15 protein-coding genes are annotated in these 17,319 nt (G+C 67.6%); 11 read left to right on the forward strand and 4 right to left on the reverse strand.

Features of this window, described 5'->3' with window-relative positions:
• Positions 1–38: 38 nt before the first annotated feature.
• From ACFFGH_RS01995 to ACFFGH_RS02010, 4 genes are all read right to left on the reverse strand, one after another.
• Complete coding sequence (locus tag ACFFGH_RS01995) at positions 39–887, reverse strand: 4Fe-4S dicluster domain-containing protein (protein ID WP_386664359.1); 849 nt, start codon at positions 885–887, stop codon at positions 39–41.
• Positions 884–1,096 (reverse strand): hypothetical protein, encoded by a 213-nt coding sequence (locus ACFFGH_RS02000; RefSeq protein WP_386664360.1) that lies wholly within the window; start codon positions 1,094–1,096, stop codon positions 884–886. The genes ACFFGH_RS01995 and ACFFGH_RS02000 overlap by 4 nt, the downstream gene beginning before the upstream one ends.
• Entirely contained in the window at positions 1,093–3,972 is a 2,880-nt protein-coding gene (locus ACFFGH_RS02005) for a molybdopterin oxidoreductase family protein (protein ID WP_386664361.1), read from the reverse strand. Before ACFFGH_RS02005 ends, ACFFGH_RS02000 begins: the two co-directional genes overlap by 4 nt.
• Before the next feature lie 1,000 nt (positions 3,973–4,972).
• Positions 4,973–5,689 (reverse strand): hypothetical protein, encoded by a 717-nt coding sequence (locus ACFFGH_RS02010; protein ID WP_386664362.1) that lies wholly within the window; start codon positions 5,687–5,689, stop codon positions 4,973–4,975.
• Here ACFFGH_RS02010 and ACFFGH_RS02015 point away from each other — a divergent pair.
• The 11 genes from ACFFGH_RS02015 to hslV all read left to right on the forward strand — a co-directional run bounded on the left by ACFFGH_RS02015 (position 5,666) and on the right by hslV (position 17,295).
• Positions 5,666–6,634, forward strand: coding sequence for a helix-turn-helix transcriptional regulator (locus tag ACFFGH_RS02015; RefSeq protein WP_386664364.1), 969 nt, complete (start codon positions 5,666–5,668; stop codon positions 6,632–6,634). The two genes, ACFFGH_RS02010 and ACFFGH_RS02015, sit on opposite strands and share 24 nt — an antisense overlap.
• On the forward strand, positions 6,634–7,539 hold the full coding sequence (locus ACFFGH_RS02020; protein WP_386664365.1) for a patatin-like phospholipase family protein: 906 nt from the start codon (positions 6,634–6,636) through the stop codon (positions 7,537–7,539). The genes ACFFGH_RS02015 and ACFFGH_RS02020 overlap by 1 nt, the downstream gene beginning before the upstream one ends.
• Before the next feature lie 186 nt (positions 7,540–7,725).
• Positions 7,726–8,070, forward strand: coding sequence for a hypothetical protein (locus ACFFGH_RS02025; protein ID WP_386664366.1), 345 nt, complete (start codon positions 7,726–7,728; stop codon positions 8,068–8,070).
• Between the two features lie 87 nt (positions 8,071–8,157).
• On the forward strand, positions 8,158–10,311 hold the full coding sequence (locus ACFFGH_RS02030) for a prolyl oligopeptidase family serine peptidase (RefSeq protein ID WP_386664368.1): 2,154 nt from the start codon (positions 8,158–8,160) through the stop codon (positions 10,309–10,311).
• A gap of 366 nt (positions 10,312–10,677) precedes the next feature.
• Positions 10,678–12,822, forward strand: a complete 2,145-nt coding sequence (locus ACFFGH_RS02035; protein ID WP_386664369.1) for a S9 family peptidase — start codon at positions 10,678–10,680, stop codon at positions 12,820–12,822.
• 608 nt (positions 12,823–13,430) lie between these two features.
• Complete coding sequence (locus tag ACFFGH_RS02040) at positions 13,431–13,814, forward strand: YbaN family protein (RefSeq protein ID WP_386664370.1); 384 nt, start codon at positions 13,431–13,433, stop codon at positions 13,812–13,814.
• Between the two features lie 70 nt (positions 13,815–13,884).
• Positions 13,885–14,118, forward strand: coding sequence for an LPS translocon maturation chaperone LptM (gene lptM, locus ACFFGH_RS02045; protein WP_386664371.1), 234 nt, complete (start codon positions 13,885–13,887; stop codon positions 14,116–14,118).
• A 4-nt stretch (positions 14,119–14,122) separates the two neighbouring features.
• Complete coding sequence (dapF, locus tag ACFFGH_RS02050; RefSeq protein ID WP_386664373.1) at positions 14,123–14,974, forward strand: diaminopimelate epimerase; 852 nt, start codon at positions 14,123–14,125, stop codon at positions 14,972–14,974.
• Positions 14,961–15,632 carry a DUF484 family protein gene (locus ACFFGH_RS02055; RefSeq protein ID WP_386664375.1) on the forward strand — a complete coding sequence of 224 codons (672 nt, stop codon included), beginning with the start codon at positions 14,961–14,963 and terminating at the stop codon, positions 15,630–15,632. Before dapF ends, ACFFGH_RS02055 begins: the two co-directional genes overlap by 14 nt.
• A 16-nt stretch (positions 15,633–15,648) precedes the next feature.
• Positions 15,649–16,557 (forward strand): tyrosine recombinase XerC, encoded by a 909-nt coding sequence (gene xerC / locus ACFFGH_RS02060; RefSeq protein WP_386664377.1) that lies wholly within the window; start codon positions 15,649–15,651, stop codon positions 16,555–16,557.
• 186 nt (positions 16,558–16,743) lie between these two features.
• Positions 16,744–17,295 carry an ATP-dependent protease subunit HslV gene (hslV, locus tag ACFFGH_RS02065; protein ID WP_386664379.1) on the forward strand — a complete coding sequence of 184 codons (552 nt, stop codon included), beginning with the start codon at positions 16,744–16,746 and terminating at the stop codon, positions 17,293–17,295.
• The last annotated feature ends 24 nt before the right edge of the window (positions 17,296–17,319 follow it).

Consider the following 17,319-nt stretch of genomic DNA (forward strand, 5'->3'; position numbering starts at 1 on the left):
CGTTGCGATCGGCAGCCGCTCCCAAACGCGCGCCGAGCTCATCGCGACAGCACCCGGTCCAGCCAGCGCAGCACCGGCGGCAATGCGTTCGCATCCAGCGCTTCGGTCGGCACTTCGGCCTCGTCCGCCGGCCCCGTACGACGTGGGCGCGGTGGCAGGTACTTGTTGACCGGCTGATAGCCGAGCTGTGGCATCAGGTCGACGCCGCCGCGCTCGGCCACGAGCCTGGACACGTTCGAGTCGGGATCGCCGAGGTCGCCAAAATGGCGTGCGCGCGTCGGGCAGGCCTGCACGCACGCGGGCTGACGCTCGGCTTCATCGAGGTGCTCGTTGTAGATGCGGTCCACGCACAGCGTGCATTTTTTCATCACGCCTTCGACTTCGCTGTACTCGCGTGCGCCGTACGGGCAGGCCCACGAGCACAGCTTGCAGCCGATGCACTTGCTCTCATCGACCAGCACGATGCCGTCCTCGGCGCGCTTGTAGCTCGCGCCGGTCGGGCACACGGTCACGCAGGCCGGCGTCTCGCAATGCAGGCAGCTGCGTGGGAAGTGCAGCGTCATCGCCGGTTGTGCGCCGAGTTGCGCGAGCGGGGCAGGCGAGCTGCAGGCATGCGTGTTCGAGGTCGACATGCCGAGCGCATCGTGTGCGCCGGGGTCATGCGCGGGCGTTGCGAAATCGGTCGCGGCCAACTCGTAGCTGTGCACGCGGTTGAACCACACGCCGGTTGCGTCGCGGCCGTAGGGTTTCTCGTCGGTCAGCGGCGCAGCGAAACCGGCGGCATTCCATTCTTTGCATGCGACCGCGCACGCATGGCAGCCGACGCAGGTGTCGAGATCAATCACCAGGCCGAGCTTTTTCTTCGACGGCGGCGGCAGCGCAGTCATCGCCGGCGAGGACCCTTGATCAGCCACAGCCCGAACGCGAACAGCAGCAGCGGCACCAGCAATGCGGAGACGAACAGCATCAGCAGGTCCGACGAGCTGCGCACATTACCGAGCCCCGGGGGATCGACGAGGCCGGTAGCGAGCAAAACGACTACGACGAACGCGAGCGCGATACAGGCCCAGCCCAGCAGGATGCGATTGGGGTTCACGGTTTGTCTCCAAGCGCGCGGGCGCGGCGCAGGTCGGCGCCGTAGCGCAGCGGCCGCTCACCGGCGGTGCCAAGTTCGAGCGGCGCGAACTGCGGCTGGCTTGCAGCGGCTGCGGGCGCCTCGGCCCGTTCAATGTGCACGCGCAGATCGAACCACGCGGCCTGGCCGGTGACTGGGTCGGCATTCGCGTAATCGCCGCGGGGGGTGATGTCGGAAATTAGATGGTTGAGCAGGAAGCCCTCGCGGCCTTCCGGCGCATTTTTTTCCAGCCGCCATGCACCGCGCCGCTTGCCGATCGCGTTCCAGGTCCAGATCGTGTCCGGCTGCACATTGGACGCGAACTTCGCCTGCACGGTGATCGCGCCGATATGCGAGCGCACGGTGATCCAGTCCTCGTCGGCAATGCCGAAGCGCGCGCCGGTATCCGGATGCAGGTACATCCAGTTGCGTGCGGCGATCTGCCGCAGCCAGGCATTCTGCGCATGCCAGGCGTGGTACATGAACATCGGCCGCTGGGTGATCGCCGACAGCGGGAAGCGCGTCGGTAGGTCCTCGATCTGCGCGCCTTCGAACGGCTCGTACCAGATCGGCAACGGATCGAAATACGTCGCCACGCGATCGCGGTGTTCGGCCGGCGGTTGCTGCGCGCCGAAGCCCTGCGCCGCGAGGCGGAATTTCTGCAGCGTCTCCGAATACAGCTGCAGCACGATCGGATCGCCATGGCCCAGAAAGCCCATGCGCTGCGCCCAGTCGAGGTAGCCGCGGTTGGCCATCTTGTAATAGCGCGCCGATTCGGGGATTTCGCTGCGCCAGAAGCTGCCGTTCTCGATGTAGCGATTAAGCTGCTGAGGGTTCGGCGCGCCCTTCGCTTCAAGCGAACCGTCCTCGCCACGCCAGCCCGCGAGCAGGCCGACGCCCGGTGCGCGCTCATGGCGCACGAGATAGTCGGCGTAATCGCGGTATTTCGGCGAGCCGTCGGCTTCGACCAGACCCGGCAGGCCGAGCCGTGCACCGAGCTCGATCAGCACCGACTGGAAGCCGCGCACGTCGCGCGTCGTGCCGGGCGTGGGCCCGGGCTGCGTGGCCGGATCGAACACCGGATGGCGGATCGCGTCGGCCGCGCCGTCGGCATCGGAGATCGGCCGGTCGAGCAGGCTGATCGCATCGAAGCGTTCGAGATACGTCGTGTCGGGCAGCACGAGGTCCGCGTACGCGACGGTTTCGGATGCGTACGCATCGGCGTAGATGATGTGCGGGATGCGGTACTCGCCGTCGTCGCCTTTGTCGGTCAGCCAGCCGATCGTCTCGGCGGTGTTCATCGACGAGTTCCAGCCCATGTTGGCCATGAACATCATCAGCGTGTCGATGCGGTACGGATCGCCAGCCCAGGCGTTGCGGATCACCGTGTGCATCATCCCGTGCGCACTGAGCGGGTACGCCCACGAGAACGCATGGTCGATGCGGCGCGGCCGGCCGTGTTCGTCGACGAGCAGATCCTCGGGGCCGTGCACGAAGCCCAGCGGCGCGGCATCGAGCGCGCCGTTGGCCTGACGCGCCTTGCCGGGCCGGTTCGGCGGCGGGATCGGCTTCGGGAACGGCGGCTGGTAGCGGAACGAGCCCGGCGTATCGACGGCGCCGAGCAGCATCTGCAGCAGGTGCAACGCGCGGCAGGTGTGGAAACCGTTGCTGTGCGCGCTGATGCCGCGCATCGCATGCATCGACACCGGTCGGCCCGGCATGCTCGCGTGTTCGCGGCCGTGCGCATCGGTCCATGCGATCGGCAGCTCGATCGTCTGCTCGAACGCGGTGTCGGCTAGCTCGCGCGCAATGCGACGGATCGTCGCGGCTGGGATGCCGCAGCGTTCGCTGACCGCATCGGGCGAATACTGCGGGTCGAGGTAGCGCTCGGCGATCAGGTGGAACACCGGTACTGCGCGGCGGCCGTCGGGCAGCGCGACTTCGCCGACCACCGCCGGATTGACGTCGATCGAATCGGCACGCGCCGGCGCGTTGCGTGCACGATCCCAGCAAAGCGGGGCACCGCTTTCATCGCGTGCGAACAGGCCGTCATCGGCCTGGCCTTCGTTGCGCACGACCAGCCAGTGCGCATTTGCATAGCGCACGAGGTAGTCGAGGTCGATGCGGTCCATGCGCAGCAGCTCATGGATCAGTGCGAACGCGAACAGCCCGTCGGTACCGGGCCGGATGCCGATCCATTCGTCCGCGATCGCGCCGTAGCCCGTGCGCACCGGATTGACCGCGATGATCTTCGCGCCGCGCGTCTTGAGCTTTCCAAGGCCGAGCTTGATCGGGTTGGAGTCGTGGTCTTCGGCCACGCCCCAGAGCATCAGCAGCTTGGTGTGGTCCCAGTCGGGTTCACCGAATTCCCAGAAGCTGCCGCCGAGCGTGTACAGCCCGCCTGCGGCCATGTTGACCGAGCAGAACCCGCCGTGGGCCGCGTAGTTGACCGTGCCGAACTGCTGCGCCCACCAGCCGGTCAGCGCCTGGCTCTGGTCGCGGCCGGTGAAGAACGCCAGCTCGTCGGGATTGCGCGTGCGGATGTCGCCGAGCCAGCCGGCCGCGATGTCCAGTGCCTCGTCCCATTCGATTTCGCGGAACTCGCCCGAACCGCGCGGGCCGACCCGTAGCATCGGTTTTTCGAGCCGGGCCGGCGAGTAGTGCTGCATGATCCCGGCCGAGCCTTTCGCGCACAGCACGCCGCGGTTGACCGGGTGCGCTGGGTTGCCCTGGATGTAACGGATCTGCCCGTCCTGCAGCCACACCTTGATGCCGCAGCGGCAGGCGCACATGTAGCAGGTCGTGGTGCGGACCTCGTCGCCTGGAGTCGGCGAGAGGTCGAGCTCGGGCTCGCGCATGGAAGCCGCGTCGGCGGGAACGGCGAAAGAGGCCGACAGCTTAGCGGATTCGCGCCCATACCCGACGCCATTGCACCGCCACGGTCAGCGGACAAGCCGGTTGATGAAGCCGGCGTGCGATGAGGAAGCGCCGCGAATACCGCGTCATTACGCGTGCTGCGTACTGCCGGGGCTTAATTGCAGACCGTGGCACCGGGAGGTCTTAGCAGGGCCCGCATGCGACATCGGATGCGTGGATCACGCTGCGCAGTATCCCGAGCCCGGGCGCGGACGGCCGCAAGCGCGGCAAGACCTTCGTGCTCGCCAAACTCGGCCTGTGCAGGCGCCCCGTGACGGGCGACAAAGGCGCCGCTCGTGGTCGATCGCCTGATCGAGCCGGCGGTCATCACCGCCGGTCACGTAAGCGACGATCTCGCTGCGATAGCGTTCGCAGTCATCCCCGTAGTCGCCGCCGATCATCCGGCCGACCGCGGCCACCACGTCGGCCGCCGAGACCGGTTTGCGCATGCGGAAGCGCTCCGGCGACGGCGGGGCGGTCGGCAAGCGGACCGGCGGCCGGTACCTCGACCGGTGCATTGGCGTGAATCCAGGCATCGGTCGAGGCAAGGATCGCCGCGCTCGTTGCCGTGCTGTCGGCCGGCGCCGTCGGGTCCGCTTCAGGCTCGGGTAGGCGGGCATCGCGCGGCGGGGCGAGGACGTCCTGTGCCTGCAACGCCGAAGACGTGCGACGCGCCGACTGTCGAGGCACCGGCACGGCCGGGCGATGCGGTGGGCGAGGCGCGGGCGCGATCCAGACCACCTCCACTGCCGTGTCCGGCGGCGCTGGAGGCCCGTGCCTCAAACGAGGCAACAACACGCCGCCCAGCGTATGCAGCGCAAGTGCTATCGCGAGCGCGACTGCCGCGTCGCGCCGTTCTCCGGTCCTGCCGAGCATCCATGTCTCCTGGTCGGAGGCGCAGCATGCATGAGCTTGGATTAAATGCGGGTTACCCGGCCGCGCTTACGGTGGAGGTTCGACGTCGATCGCGGCGTCGTTGAAGCGCGAATAGCGAACCAGGGTGGCGGCCCCGTCTGGCGTCTCCTGCGTGAGGATCTGCACCGGGTAGCCCGTGCCCGCCACCCACAGCAGCACGCTGGCCTCGCCGGCGGGGTCGCGCTGGATGCGGAACTTGCGTGCCTGCACGCCGGCGACCGTCTCCTCGCTCAGCACCACGACTTCCATCCGGTCGGCGTGCTCGGCCAGCCGCGCCGGGTCGCGCCAGCGCGTCAGCACGTCCTGCGGCAGCGGCGCCTGCACGGCCTTGCCGTCGAGCTGGCGGTAGAGCTGGTCGCCGATAACCACGAGCTGCTCGCCACCGGTGCGGATGCGGTAGCGCCCCGGTGCCTCGAACTCCAGTTGCTGCTGCACGCGGCCGTCCGAGCTGACCAGCGAGGCGTGGTAGCTGCGCGCGGTGAGCAGTTTATCGATCGCTGCATTCACCTCTTCGCGCGGCCCAGCGCTCCACACTGGGCTCGACAGCAGCATGCCCACGAGCGCCGCAAGGCGACGGGCCCGCGGGCGTCGGACACCGGGCCGGCGCGTACTGTTTGCCAAATCCAGCATTGTGGTGCGGTGTCCGTGCAGTAGCGGCCGGGATGAGGCCGATGCCATGCTTAACGCAGGACGTTGCTCCAGCCAGCCATCGGGAACGCCATGGAACGCATCGAACGCATTCACGCCTTGCATCGCATCCTCAGCGCCGCCCGCTATCCGGTCACGGTGCAGCGGTTGCAGGAAGAGCTTGAATGCTCGCGCGCGACTGTCTACCGCGACCTTGCCTACCTGCGCGATTACCTGATGGCGCCGGTGGTCGGCAATGGCGAGGCCGGGTTCCGCTACGACACCAGCGAAGGCAACCGGTTCGAATTGCCGGGCCTATGGTTGAGTTCGGAAGAACTGCATTCCCTGCTCGCTGCCCAGCAGTTGCTCGTGCGCAGCGGTGGTGGCGTGCTGTCGAACGCGCTTGCGCCGCTGCAGCAGCGCATCGAGAAGCTGCTCGATGAACACGCCGGCGGCCGCCGCGTGCCGGTCGAGCGCGTGCGCGTGGTGCCGCACCGGTTGCGTCGGCTCGACGAGGCGGCGTTCCGCAACGTCGCGACCGCCGTGCTCGACCGCAAGCAGCTGGTGTTCGATTACCGCGCGCGCTCGACCGACGAAAAGACGCGCCGGCATGTCTCTCCGCAACGGCTGACCCATTACCGCGACAACTGGTACCTCGACGCTTGGGACCACGAACGCGAAGGCCTGCGCAGCTTCGCGGTGGACCGCATCGCCACCGGCCGCGTGCTCGACGAGCCGGCGCGCGACGTGCCCGATGACGAACTCGACCGTCAGCTCGCGTCGAGCTACGGCATTTTCTCGGGCACGCCGAAAGGCTGGGCCACGATCGTGTTCAGCCCGAAGGCCGCGCGCTGGGTGGCCGACGAGCACTGGCATTCGCAGCAGCAGGGCCGTTTCCTGCCCGACGGCCGCTACGAGCTCAAGGTGCCCTACAGCACCGGCCGCGAGTTGCTGATGGACGTCATGCACTACGGCAGCGACGCCGAGATCATCGACCCGCCGGTGCTGCGTGAGCAGGCCCGCGCATTGCTCGCGCTTGCGCTGAGCAACTACGAGCGTTGATGGCCGGCGCCGACGCGCCACGGATCGAGCCCGGCGAAGCTGTTGCGCTCGTGCTTGGCACCGGCGGTGCCCGCGGGCTGGCGCAGATCGGCGTGATCGAGGCGCTGCGTGCGCGCTCACTGAACATCGTTGCGATCGCGGGCTCGTCGAGCGGCGCCCTTGTGGGTGCGCTGCATGCGGCCGATCGGCTCGATGCGTTCCGCGACTGGCTGCTTGGGATGAGCCGTCGCGAAATGCTGTTGCTGCTCGACCCGACGTTCGGTGCGCCCTCGCTGCTCGCCGGGCGCCGGCTCATGGCTGCGCTTCGCGAGATTGCGGGCGACCCGCGCATCGAGGACCTGCCGGTGGACTTCACCGCAGTCGCCGTGGACCTGATGCGCCAGCGCGAGGTCTGGCTGCGCGAGGGCAACCTCTGGGACGCGGTGCGCGCGTCGATCGCCATTCCGGGCGTGTTCGCGCCTTACCGCATCCATGGGCGTGAACTCGTCGATGGCGGCCTGCTTGCGCCGCTGCCGATCACGGCGACGCGGCTGTCGGACGCGCACCGGCTCATCGCGGTCGACATGCACGGCTGGCCGCAGCGACCGTCCGGTGCGCCGGCCGATCCGCAGCGCGAGGACGCCGAGGTGGCGCCACCGCGGTCGCGCCTGTCGCGATGGTTCGCGCGCCAGTTGTCGGGCCCGGCGTCGAAGGCCTCGCCGTTCGGGTTCTCCGAACTGATGGCGCGCTCGCTGGACACGATGCAGGCGCAGATCGCGCGCGTGCAGCTTGCACTGGATCCGCCCGAACTCGTGATCCGCATTCCGCGCGACGTCTGCCAGTTCTACGAGTTCTGGCGCGCGCGTGAGCTGATCGACATCGGCCGCGCCCAAGCCGACCGGGCGCTGGACGCGGCCGGCTACTGAACTGCGGCGGGATTGGCTGGCTTGGGCCGCTTCCTGCGGCCGAGCCCGGCCAAATCCGCGCGTCAACGAACCTCCCGCCGCGGTCGCCCGATGGCGAAACGCCGCCACTGCGGGCCTTGTTTAGCGGTCGCAACGGATGAGATGAACAGGGGCGAAGGTCGCTCCACGTCCTCACCTGGAGCCGCCATGCACCCGATCCCGTCGCCTGCCACCGCCCGTGCCGAAGCTGCGTCCGATGCGGTCGATCCGCGGCTCGATGAACTCCTGCGCGGCGCCGTCGCGGTCGGCCTCGCGCTGGTGCTGCTGCTACCGGCCGCACGCGGTACGCACGCCGTGATCGGCTGGTTGCCGCTGTGGCTGCTGGTGATGCCTGCGAGCGCCTGGTGGGCGCTGCACCGCTTCCGGTTGCCACGCCCGCAGGCGAGTCGCGCTGTGCCTGCGCCGGCGACGCGCTCTCCGCGGCGTGCGCCGGTGCAGGCGCGTCGGCGTGCCCGCGTCGCCACAGCAGCGCGCATGCCTCACGCCGCCTGATCGCGCCGGCGCTCGCCACGGCGCGCAAGCTCGTCGTTCGCGACGGCATGCTAGGTTTCCGGCTTTCCATCATTCGCCGGAGTTGCCATGCCCCTGCCGTCCCAGGCCCGCGTTCCCGTCTGGATCCATGCCGGCGTCGCCGCCGCGCTCGCGGTCGCGACGCCCGCATTCGCAGCAGGTCCGCAGGCGGCCGGCGCCAAGGAGGCGCAAGTGAATCAACCGTCCGACCGCTACCAGTGGCTCGAGGACGTCGGCGGCGAACGCCAGCTTGCCTGGGTACGCGAGCGCAACGCCGCGGCCGAGGCCGAGCTCGCCGCAACGCCGCAGTTCAAGAAGCTCGAGGGCGAGATCCGCTCGATCCTCGACTCCGACGCGAAGATCCCCGCGGTCGAGAAGATCGGCCCGTACTACTACAACTTCTGGAAGGACAAGCAGCACGAGCGCGGCCTGTGGCGGCGCACGACGCTGGAGGAGTACCGCAAGGACAAGCCGAAGTGGGAAACGGTGATCGACCTCGATGCACTCAACAAGGCCGAGGGCGAGAACTGGGTCTGGCACGGCGCGAACTGCCTCAAGCCCAAGTACGAGCGCTGCCTGGTCGCGCTCTCGCGCGGTGGCGCCGACGCCGACGTGACCCGTGAGTTCGACATGACCACGAAGAGCTGGGTCAAGGACGGCTTCTTCCGTGACGAAGCGAAGGGCGCGCTCGGCTGGATCGATCGCGACAATGTCTACGTCTACACCGATTTCGGCCCAGGCTCGATGACGAGTTCAGGTTACCCGCGCATCGTCAAGCAGTGGACGCGCGGCACGCCGATCAGTGCGGCGAAGGTGGTCTACGAAGGCAAGCCCGATGACATGTACATCGCGGCGTTCCATGACGACACACCGGGCTTCGAACGCGATTTCGTCAGCCGCACGCTCGCGTTCTACAACGACGAGATGTACCTGCGCGGTAAGGACGGCACGCTTGCGAAGATCGACGCGCCGAACTCGGCGAACAAGTCCGTACACAAGGACTGGCTCGTGCTCGAGCTGCGTGAGCCGTACCAGGCCGGTGGCAAGACCTATCCGGCCGGCAGCCTGATCGCCGCGAAGTTCGATGACTTCATGGCCGGGAAGCGCGAATTCACCACGCTGTTCGAGCCGACCCAGCAAAGCTCGCTCGCCAGCTTCACCTGGACCAAGAACCACCTCGTGCTCAACGTGCTCGAGGACGTGAAGAACAAGCTCAGCGTGCTGACGCCGGGCGAGGGCGGGTGGGCGCGACGCGAGTTCCCGGGTGCGCCGACGTTCGGCACGATCGGCGTGAATGCCGTCGACGCCGACGAGAGCGATGCGGTCTGGATCACCGCCACCGATTACCTCACGCCGAGCACGCTGTCGCTGGCGCAGATCGGCGAAAAGCCCGAAGTGCTGAAGACGATGCCGACGTTCTTCGATGCGTCGACGCACGAGATCGAGCAGCACTTCGCGACCAGCAAGGACGGCACGAAGGTGCCGTACTTCCTCGTCAAGCCCAAGGGGCTCAAGCTCGACGGTACGACGCCGACGCTGCTCTATGGCTACGGCGGCTTCGAGATCTCGCTGACGCCGGGGTATTCGGGAAGCGTCGGCAAGGGCTGGCTCGAGAAGGGCGGCGTCTACGCGGTTGCGAACATCCGCGGCGGTGGCGAATACGGCCCGCGCTGGCACCAGGCCGCGCTCAAGCAGAACCGTCACAAGGCGTATGAGGACTTCGCGGCGGTCGCGCGCGACCTGATCGATCGCAACATCACCTCGCCCAAGCACCTCGGCATCCAGGGCGGCAGCAACGGCGGCCTGCTGACCGGCAACATGCTCACGCAGTACCCGGAGCTGTTCGGCGCGGTCGTCGTGCAGGTGCCGCTGCTCGACATGCAGCGCTACCACAGGATGCTCGCGGGCGCGTCGTGGATGGCCGAGTACGGCAACCCCGACACCGACGACTGGAAGTTCATCCAGACGTTCTCGCCGTACCACCTGTTCGATCCGAGCAAGGACTATCCGCCGACGCTGTTCACGACCTCCACGCGCGATGACCGCGTGCATCCGGCGCACGCACGCAAGATGATGGCGAAGATGCTCGATGCCGGTAAGGACGTGCGCTACTACGAGAACATCGAAGGCGGCCACGGCGGTGCGGCGAATAACGCCCAGCTCGCGCATATGAGCGCGCTTGCGTTCACCTTCCTCTGGAACCAGCTCAGCGATCCGTCCTGAGTCTTGTATCAGGCTGGCCACCCGCACGCTGCTGTGCGCGTGGCCAGCCGCGGTTCTCACGCCCGGCGTGCATCGTTTCAGCTCCGCGAGCGTCCGCGCAAACCGAGCCAGGATGCTGCCGGCGGTTGCGTCATTCTCCGCTGAGAGCCGCGCTGCGCCGCTTGTGAATATCGCCTCGGCAAGCGCCGCGCGGATCGAACGTGTAATGGCGCGGCCTCTAGCCATCCAGCCCAAGAGACAACGGTCATCTGCCTTGCCGACACACCGGCCTGCGGGACAACACGCACGCGTTGTTCCTATGATGAGGCCCAGCTTCACCGCGCCCCGTCGGGTCGCGGTTGCACTCCGAGTATCCGGACCCCATCGATGAAAGCCTCCCCCTTCCTGTTTGCGGCCACGTTACTCATGACTTCCGTTTCTGCTTCCGCTACTCCACCCACCCCGCCCGATGCCGTCCAAAAGCCGTACGAGGTCAAGGCGCCGCACGGTGCGACGCGCAATGACGAGTACTACTGGCTGCGCGATGACACGCGCAAGAACCCCGACGTCATCGCCTACCTCAACGCCGAGAACGCGTACGTCGACACGACGATGCAGCGGCTCAAGCCGCTCGAGGACAAGCTCTACGAGGAAATCGTCGGGCGCATCAAGCAGGACGACAGCTCGGTGCCGTACCGCGAGCGTGGCTGGTGGTACTACTCGCGCTTCGAAACCGGCCAGGATTACCCGGTCTACGCACGCCGCCAGGGCACGATGGACGCGGCCGAGCAGGTGATGCTCGACGTCAACGAGATGGCGAAGGGCAAGGACTACTTCAGCGTCGGCGACTGGGTGGTCAGCCAGGACAACAAATTGCTGGCCTGGGCCGAGGACGACGTGGGCCGCCGCCAGTACACGATCCGCGTCAAGAACCTCGAGACCGGCGAAATCTATGAAGACCGGATCAGTGGCGTGTCGCCGAACCTGGTCTGGGCCGACGACAACAAAACGCTGTTCTACATCGAGAAGGACCCGGAAACGCTGCTGACCAAGCGCGTGAAGAAGCACGTGCTCGGCACGCCGGCGTCGCAGGACGAGCTCGTCTACGAAGAAGAAGACGAAAGCTTCTACATGGGCATTGGCCGCACGCGCGATGACAAGTTCATCTGCATCGGCGTGGAAAGCACGGTGTCCAGCGAAAGCCGCTGCGCGCCGGCCGCGAACCCGGCCAGGTTCACCGTACTCGCCCCGCGCGAGCGCGACGTCGAATACAGCGCCGACCACCACGACGGCCGCTGGGTGATCCGCACGAACGAAGGCGGCGCGAAGAACTTCAAGATCATGACCGCGCCGACCGATGCGACTTCGCGCGCGCAGTGGAAGGACTGGATCGAACACCGCAACGACGTGTTCATCGAAGGCTTCGAGCTGTTCGATGGCTTCACCGCCATCGCCGAACGCTCGAATGGCCTGGAGCGGCTGCGCCTTCTGAAGGGCGAGGGGCAGGAGGAATACGTCAAGGCCGACGAGCCGGCCTACAGCATGGGCCTGGCGACGAATGCCGAGCCCGATACCGACTGGCTGCGCTACACCTACACCTCGCTGACCACGCCGGCGACGACGTACGAGGTCAACACCAAGACCGGCGAGCGCAAGCTGCTCAAGCAGCAGCCCGTGATCGGTTACGACCCGGAGAAGTACGTCACCGAGCGCGTGTGGGCTAACGCGAAGGACGGCACGAAGATTCCGGTTTCGATCGTCTACAAGAAAGGCTTCAAGAAGGACGGCACCGCGCCACTGCTGCAGTACGCGTATGGCAGCTACGGCAACTCGATGGACCCGGCGTTCAACCTGCCGGTGGTGAGCCTGCTCGACCGCGGCATGGTCTATGCGATCGCGCACATCCGCGGCGGCCAGGAGATGGGCCGCGACTGGTACGACCAGGGCAAGCTGTTCAACAAGAAGAACACGTTCACCGACTTCATCGACGTCACCGATTTCCTGGTCAAGGAAGGCTATGCGGCGAAGGATCGCGTAGCGGCCTATGGCGGCAGCGCCGGCGGCCTGCTGATGGGCGCGATCAGCAACATGGCGCCCGACAAGTACCGGCTGATCCTGTCGCAGGTGCCGTTCGTCGACGTGGTCACTACGATGCTCGACCCGACGATCCCGCTGACCACGAACGAATACGACGAGTGGGGCAACCCGGAGCAGAAGGACTACTACGAGTACATGCTGTCGTATTCGCCCTACGACAACCTGAAAAAGCAGGCCTATCCGGCGATGTTCATCGGCACCGGTCTGTGGGATTCGCAGGTGCAGTATTTCGAACCGGCCAAGTACGTCGCGCGCCTGCGTGACCTGAACACCTCCGACAAGCCGGTGCTGTTCCGCACCAACATGGACGCCGGCCACGGCGGCAAGTCCGGCCGCTTCCGTCGCTACCGCGAGCTTGCCGAGATGTATGCCTTCACGCTCGATCAACTGGGGGTCGAGGGCGGGAGCGCAGAGGCTGCGGCGGCCGTGAAGTAGTCGGTCCGCTGCAATCTGGCGTTGCGCAGGCGGCTCGGCATTCGTTTCGCCTCACTGCGGCGTTGACGCCACTGATCGCCTGCAAAAGCCACGCCGCCTGTCCCGAGCCCGGGGCCGGCCGGCGAGGCGTATTGCTCTCGGCTCGGTCGGGCCATCCTGGCCCGACTCGCCGCGCCGGCCATCCATGGCCGGCTCGTCGCAATACACCCCGTCGGCCCGCCCCTCGGAAGAATTATGGTGGGTGCGGTTCAAGAGCTTCTTCGCGCTGCCATTCCGCTCATCAACTTGAGCGGTGAACGATCTGATTTGAGTCCGCGAGCAGCATTCCGTGGATAGGTTTTTACGTTCAGCATGGCGTCCCGGAACTCGACGGCGCCGTCAATCTCGCGCTTGAAGAATGGCGTTTGAAGCTCCGCTTTTCTTCAGGACGCCTAGGCAATATCCGAGGGTTCGGGCGGCGGAGCAAATGCGTGAAGCGGGCCATGGATGGCCCGAGCCGCGAGTCGGGCAGGATGCCCGACCGAGCGGAAAAGCGTTCCTCCGGCGCCCGGACCCGGGCCGAGAGAGCCCGCACACGAGTGCTTTAATCACCCAACCCGAAGCGAGAAATGTCACCACCCGCGCCGAACCGCTTCCGCTGGGCCTGGTGGCTGCTCGCCTACGCCGCGCTCGGGCTCGGAATCATCGGCGTCGCCGTGCCCGGTCTGCCGACGGTGCCGTTCGTCCTGTTGTCGGCGTACGCGGCGGCGCGTGGTTCCCAGCGCCTGCATGGCTGGCTGCTTGCGAACCGCCGCTTCGGCCCGATGATCCGCGACTGGCAGGCACACGGGGCGGTGGGCGCCGGCGCGAAGCGCGCGGCGATTGCGTCGATGGCGGTCGCCGCGGTGGTCATGCTGCTGACCGCGCCCCGCATCTGGATGGCGGCCACCGGAATCTCGATCATGGCGGTGGTGGCTGTCTGGCTGTGGCGGCGTCCCGAACCTCCGCACTGACCGAGTGCTTCGACGCGGCACGTGACCGCGGGCGCTTGGCAGCCGTGGCAAGCCCGCTACACTCCGCGGCATGACTGCCAAGACCTTCGCCGTTCTCCTTGCGTCGCTGCTGTTGGCCGGCTGCGGCAACAAAGGCCCGCTCGTGCTGCCATCGGTGCCGGTGCCCGAAGAAGGCCCGCTGCCGGAAGCCGCGCGGCCCGTGCCCGATCCCGACGCGCTGCCACAGGTCGAGCCCGAAGCCGATACCGGCGTCGATGCGATCGAGCCGAACGACATTCCGGCCGATCCGCCGATGGCGGGCTGAGCTGATGACCGCGGCGTTGTTGCGCTTCACGAAAATGCACGGGGCCGGCAACGACTTCGTCGTGCTCGATCTGCGCGGTGGTGCGCCGTCGCCGGACGCCGACCATTGCCGTGCCCTCGCTGACCGCCACACCGGCGTCGGCTGCGACCAGATCCTCACGATCGAAGACGCCGAGCAGCCCGGTGCGGTCGCGCGCTACCGCATCTGGAACAGCGACGGCACGCCCTCGCAGCAGTGCGGCAACGGCGCGCGCTGCATCGCGGCCTGGCTGGTGCGCGACGGCGCGGCAGGGTCGGGCGAGTTCATGCTCGACAGCCCGGCCGGGCGCCATGCGGTGACGCCGCTGGGGCAGGGGCAGTACCGCATCGCGATGGGCATGCCGCAGTTCGATCCGGCGCAGGTGCCGTTGCACGGCTTTGCGACCGCGCAGGACCAGTACGCACTCGAAGTCGACGACACATTGCTTGCATTCGGTGCAGTGTCGATGGGCAACCCGCATGCGGTGATCGAGGTCGACGACGTTGGCGCGGCGCCGGTCGCGTTCGTTGGTGCGCGGCTGCAGGCGAGCGGCGCATTCCCGCAGTCGGCGAACGTCGGCTTCGCGCAGGTCGTCACGACCGATCGCATCCGCCTGCGCGTGTACGAGCGCGGCGCCGGCGAGACACTCGCCTGCGGCAGTGGTGCCTGCGCCGCAGCCGCCGTGCTGATGCGGCGCGGCCGCGTCGGGCGGGACGTGACCGTCGCGCTGCCGGGCGGCGAGCTGCGAATTGAATGGCCGCACGATGGCGCAGTGCTGTCGATGACCGGGCCTGCGGCATTCGTATTCGAAGGGGAATGGATCGATGATCGACATTGACAAGCTGGGCGCGCACGAAGTCGCCGCCTGGCTTCGCCGTCACCCGCGCTTCCTGCAGCAGTTCCCCGATCTTGCGCTGACGCTCGTCGTTCCGCGCGAACAGGGATCGGCCTCGTCGCTGGCGAGCTACCAGCTTGAAGTGCTGCGCGACAAGAACCGCGAACTGTCGCGGCGGCTGCATGAGCTGTTCGCGCTTGCTCAGGAAAACGAGCGCCTGAGCGTACGCACGCACCAGCTCACGATGCTGCTGATGCGCCAGCGCAGCGCGGCCGATTCAGTGCGCGCGTTTGCCGCAAGCCTCGCCGAGGACTTCAGCGGCGATCTGATCCGTCTGGTGCTGCTGCAGCCGGTCGAAGGCCTCGCCGAGGCCGATTGGTGGCAGGTGATCGCCGCCGACGACACGCGACTGCAGCCGTTCCGTGATTGCCTGGCGACTGGCGAGCCGCTGTGCGGGCGATTGCAGCCTGAAAAACACGCGCTGCTGTACGGCGCACGCGGCAGCGAAGTGCAGTCCAGCGCGCTGATCGCCGTGCCGGGCATTGGCCTGGTTGCCGTCGGCAGCCGCGATGCGAACCGGTTTTTCCCCGGCATGGGCACGGTCTTCCTGCGCATGATGGGCGAAGCGCTCACGGCCGCGCTCGCACGCTTCGCCGACTGACGCGGGAGCGATCGCGGTGGCGGCAGGTCCGGCGCAGAGTCCGGTCGACGGGTTTCTCGACTACCTGCGCGTCGAGCGCCAGACCTCGCCGCATACGCTCGATGCTTACCGCCGCGACCTTGCCGCGCTCGCCGAGTGGTGCACGGCCCAGGGCATCGATGATCTGCCCGGCCTGCAGCCGCCACAGCTGCGCGCCTTCATCGCCGCCGAGCACCGGCGCGGACTGTCGCCGAAAAGCCTGCAGCGACGCACGTCGGCCTGTCGCAGCTTCTTCGCCTGGCTGCTGCGCCACGGGCGCATCGCGGCGAACCCGGCTGCGCAGATCCGCGCGCCAAAGTCACCGCGCAAGCTGCCGCAGGTGCTCGACGCCGACGAGGCGAACGCGCTGGTCGAAGTGCCGACCGATGTGCCGCTCGGGCTACGCGACCGCGCCCTGCTAGAGCTGCTGTATTCGTCGGGCCTGCGCGTGAGCGAGCTGTGCGGGCTGCACTGGCGCGATCTGGACCTCGCCGACGGGCTGGTCAACGTGCTCGGCAAGGGCCGGCGCCAGCGCAGCGTGCCGATCGGCTCGCACGCGCGCGCCGCGCTTGGGCAGTGGCGCGAATCCACGGGCGCCGCTCACGACGCGCCGGTGTTTCCCGGTCGAAACGGCGGCACGATCACACCGCGTGCGGTGCAGCTGCGGATCAGCCAGCTCGCCCAGCGCCAGGGGCTGTTCAAGCGCGTGCACCCGCATCTGTTGCGGCACTCGTTCGCGAGCCACATCCTCGAATCCTCGGGCGATCTGCGCGGCGTGCAGGAACTGCTCGGGCACGCGGACATCGCGACGACGCAGATCTACACCCACCTCGATTTCCAGCACCTGGCAAAGGTCTACGACGCCGCGCATCCTCGCGCGCGCCGCAAGCGCGGCAGCGACGAATAATCCGCCCGCTGCGCTCGTCGCAACGAGCGCAGCCGGTGGTGGTGGCATCTCCCGGCCGTAGCTACGCGGGTTCGGCCGAACACCAGCGATCCATGCGCCGACTTCTGGTGGCCAGCCCATCACAGCGCAAGCTCTTGACCTCGACGATCGCGGCCCCCACCTCGTTCGGACACCCACGGAGGCCGCATGGATCCCAGCCACAACCCCCACGTGTTCTACGCCACGACGATCCTGTCGGTGCGCCGCGATGGCCGCGTCGCGGTCGCGGGTGACGGCCAGGTCACGCTCGGCAATACGGTGATGAAGGGCAACGCGCGCAAGGTGCGCCGGCTCGGCCGTGACGGACACGTGCTGGCGGGCTTCGCCGGCGCGGCGGCCGATGCGTTCACGCTGTTCGAACTGTTCGAGGCCAAGCTCGAAAAACATGGCCAGCTCACGCGTGCGGCGGTCGAGATGGCAAAGGACTGGCGTACCGAGCGGCGCCTCGGAAAGCTCGAAGCCCTGCTGACCGTCGCCGACAAGGAAACCTCGTTGATCATCTCCGGCACCGGCGATGTGATCGAGCCCGAGGACGGCATCATCGCGATCGGTTCCGGCGGTCCGTTCGCGCTGTCGGCCGCGCGTGCGCTGGCGCTGCACACGCAGCTGGACGCGAAGACGCTCGCGGTCGAAGCGCTGAACATCGCCGGCGACGTGTGCATCTACACCAATCGCAACATCGTCGTCGAAGAGCTCTGAGCCGGCATCGCCGGCCCTGCGTTT

The sequence above is a fragment of the Lysobacter korlensis genome, from assembly GCF_042434515.1.

What these genes read in the sequence shown, in the direction of transcription:
- ACFFGH_RS02015 (WP_386664364.1), top strand. Translation starts at nt 5,666, where the DNA reads ATGGAACGCATCGAACGCATTCACGCCTTGCATCGCATCCTCAGCGCC.
- ACFFGH_RS02020 (WP_386664365.1), top strand. Translation starts at nt 6,634, where the DNA reads ATGGCCGGCGCCGACGCGCCACGGATCGAGCCCGGCGAAGCTGTTGCG.
- ACFFGH_RS02025 (WP_386664366.1), top strand. Translation starts at nt 7,726, where the DNA reads ATGCACCCGATCCCGTCGCCTGCCACCGCCCGTGCCGAAGCTGCGTCC.
- ACFFGH_RS02040 (WP_386664370.1), top strand. Translation starts at nt 13,431, where the DNA reads ATGTCACCACCCGCGCCGAACCGCTTCCGCTGGGCCTGGTGGCTGCTC.
- lptM (WP_386664371.1), top strand. Translation starts at nt 13,885, where the DNA reads ATGACTGCCAAGACCTTCGCCGTTCTCCTTGCGTCGCTGCTGTTGGCC.
- ACFFGH_RS02005 (WP_386664361.1), bottom strand. Translation starts at nt 3,972, where the DNA reads ATGCGCGAGCCCGAGCTCGACCTCTCGCCGACTCCAGGCGACGAGGTC.
- ACFFGH_RS02035 (WP_386664369.1), top strand. Translation starts at nt 10,678, where the DNA reads ATGAAAGCCTCCCCCTTCCTGTTTGCGGCCACGTTACTCATGACTTCC.
- dapF (WP_386664373.1), top strand. Translation starts at nt 14,123, where the DNA reads ATGACCGCGGCGTTGTTGCGCTTCACGAAAATGCACGGGGCCGGCAAC.
- ACFFGH_RS01995 (WP_386664359.1), bottom strand. Translation starts at nt 887, where the DNA reads ATGACTGCGCTGCCGCCGCCGTCGAAGAAAAAGCTCGGCCTGGTGATT.
- hslV (WP_386664379.1), top strand. Translation starts at nt 16,744, where the DNA reads ATGGATCCCAGCCACAACCCCCACGTGTTCTACGCCACGACGATCCTG.
- ACFFGH_RS02055 (WP_386664375.1), top strand. Translation starts at nt 14,961, where the DNA reads ATGATCGACATTGACAAGCTGGGCGCGCACGAAGTCGCCGCCTGGCTT.
- ACFFGH_RS02030 (WP_386664368.1), top strand. Translation starts at nt 8,158, where the DNA reads ATGCCCCTGCCGTCCCAGGCCCGCGTTCCCGTCTGGATCCATGCCGGC.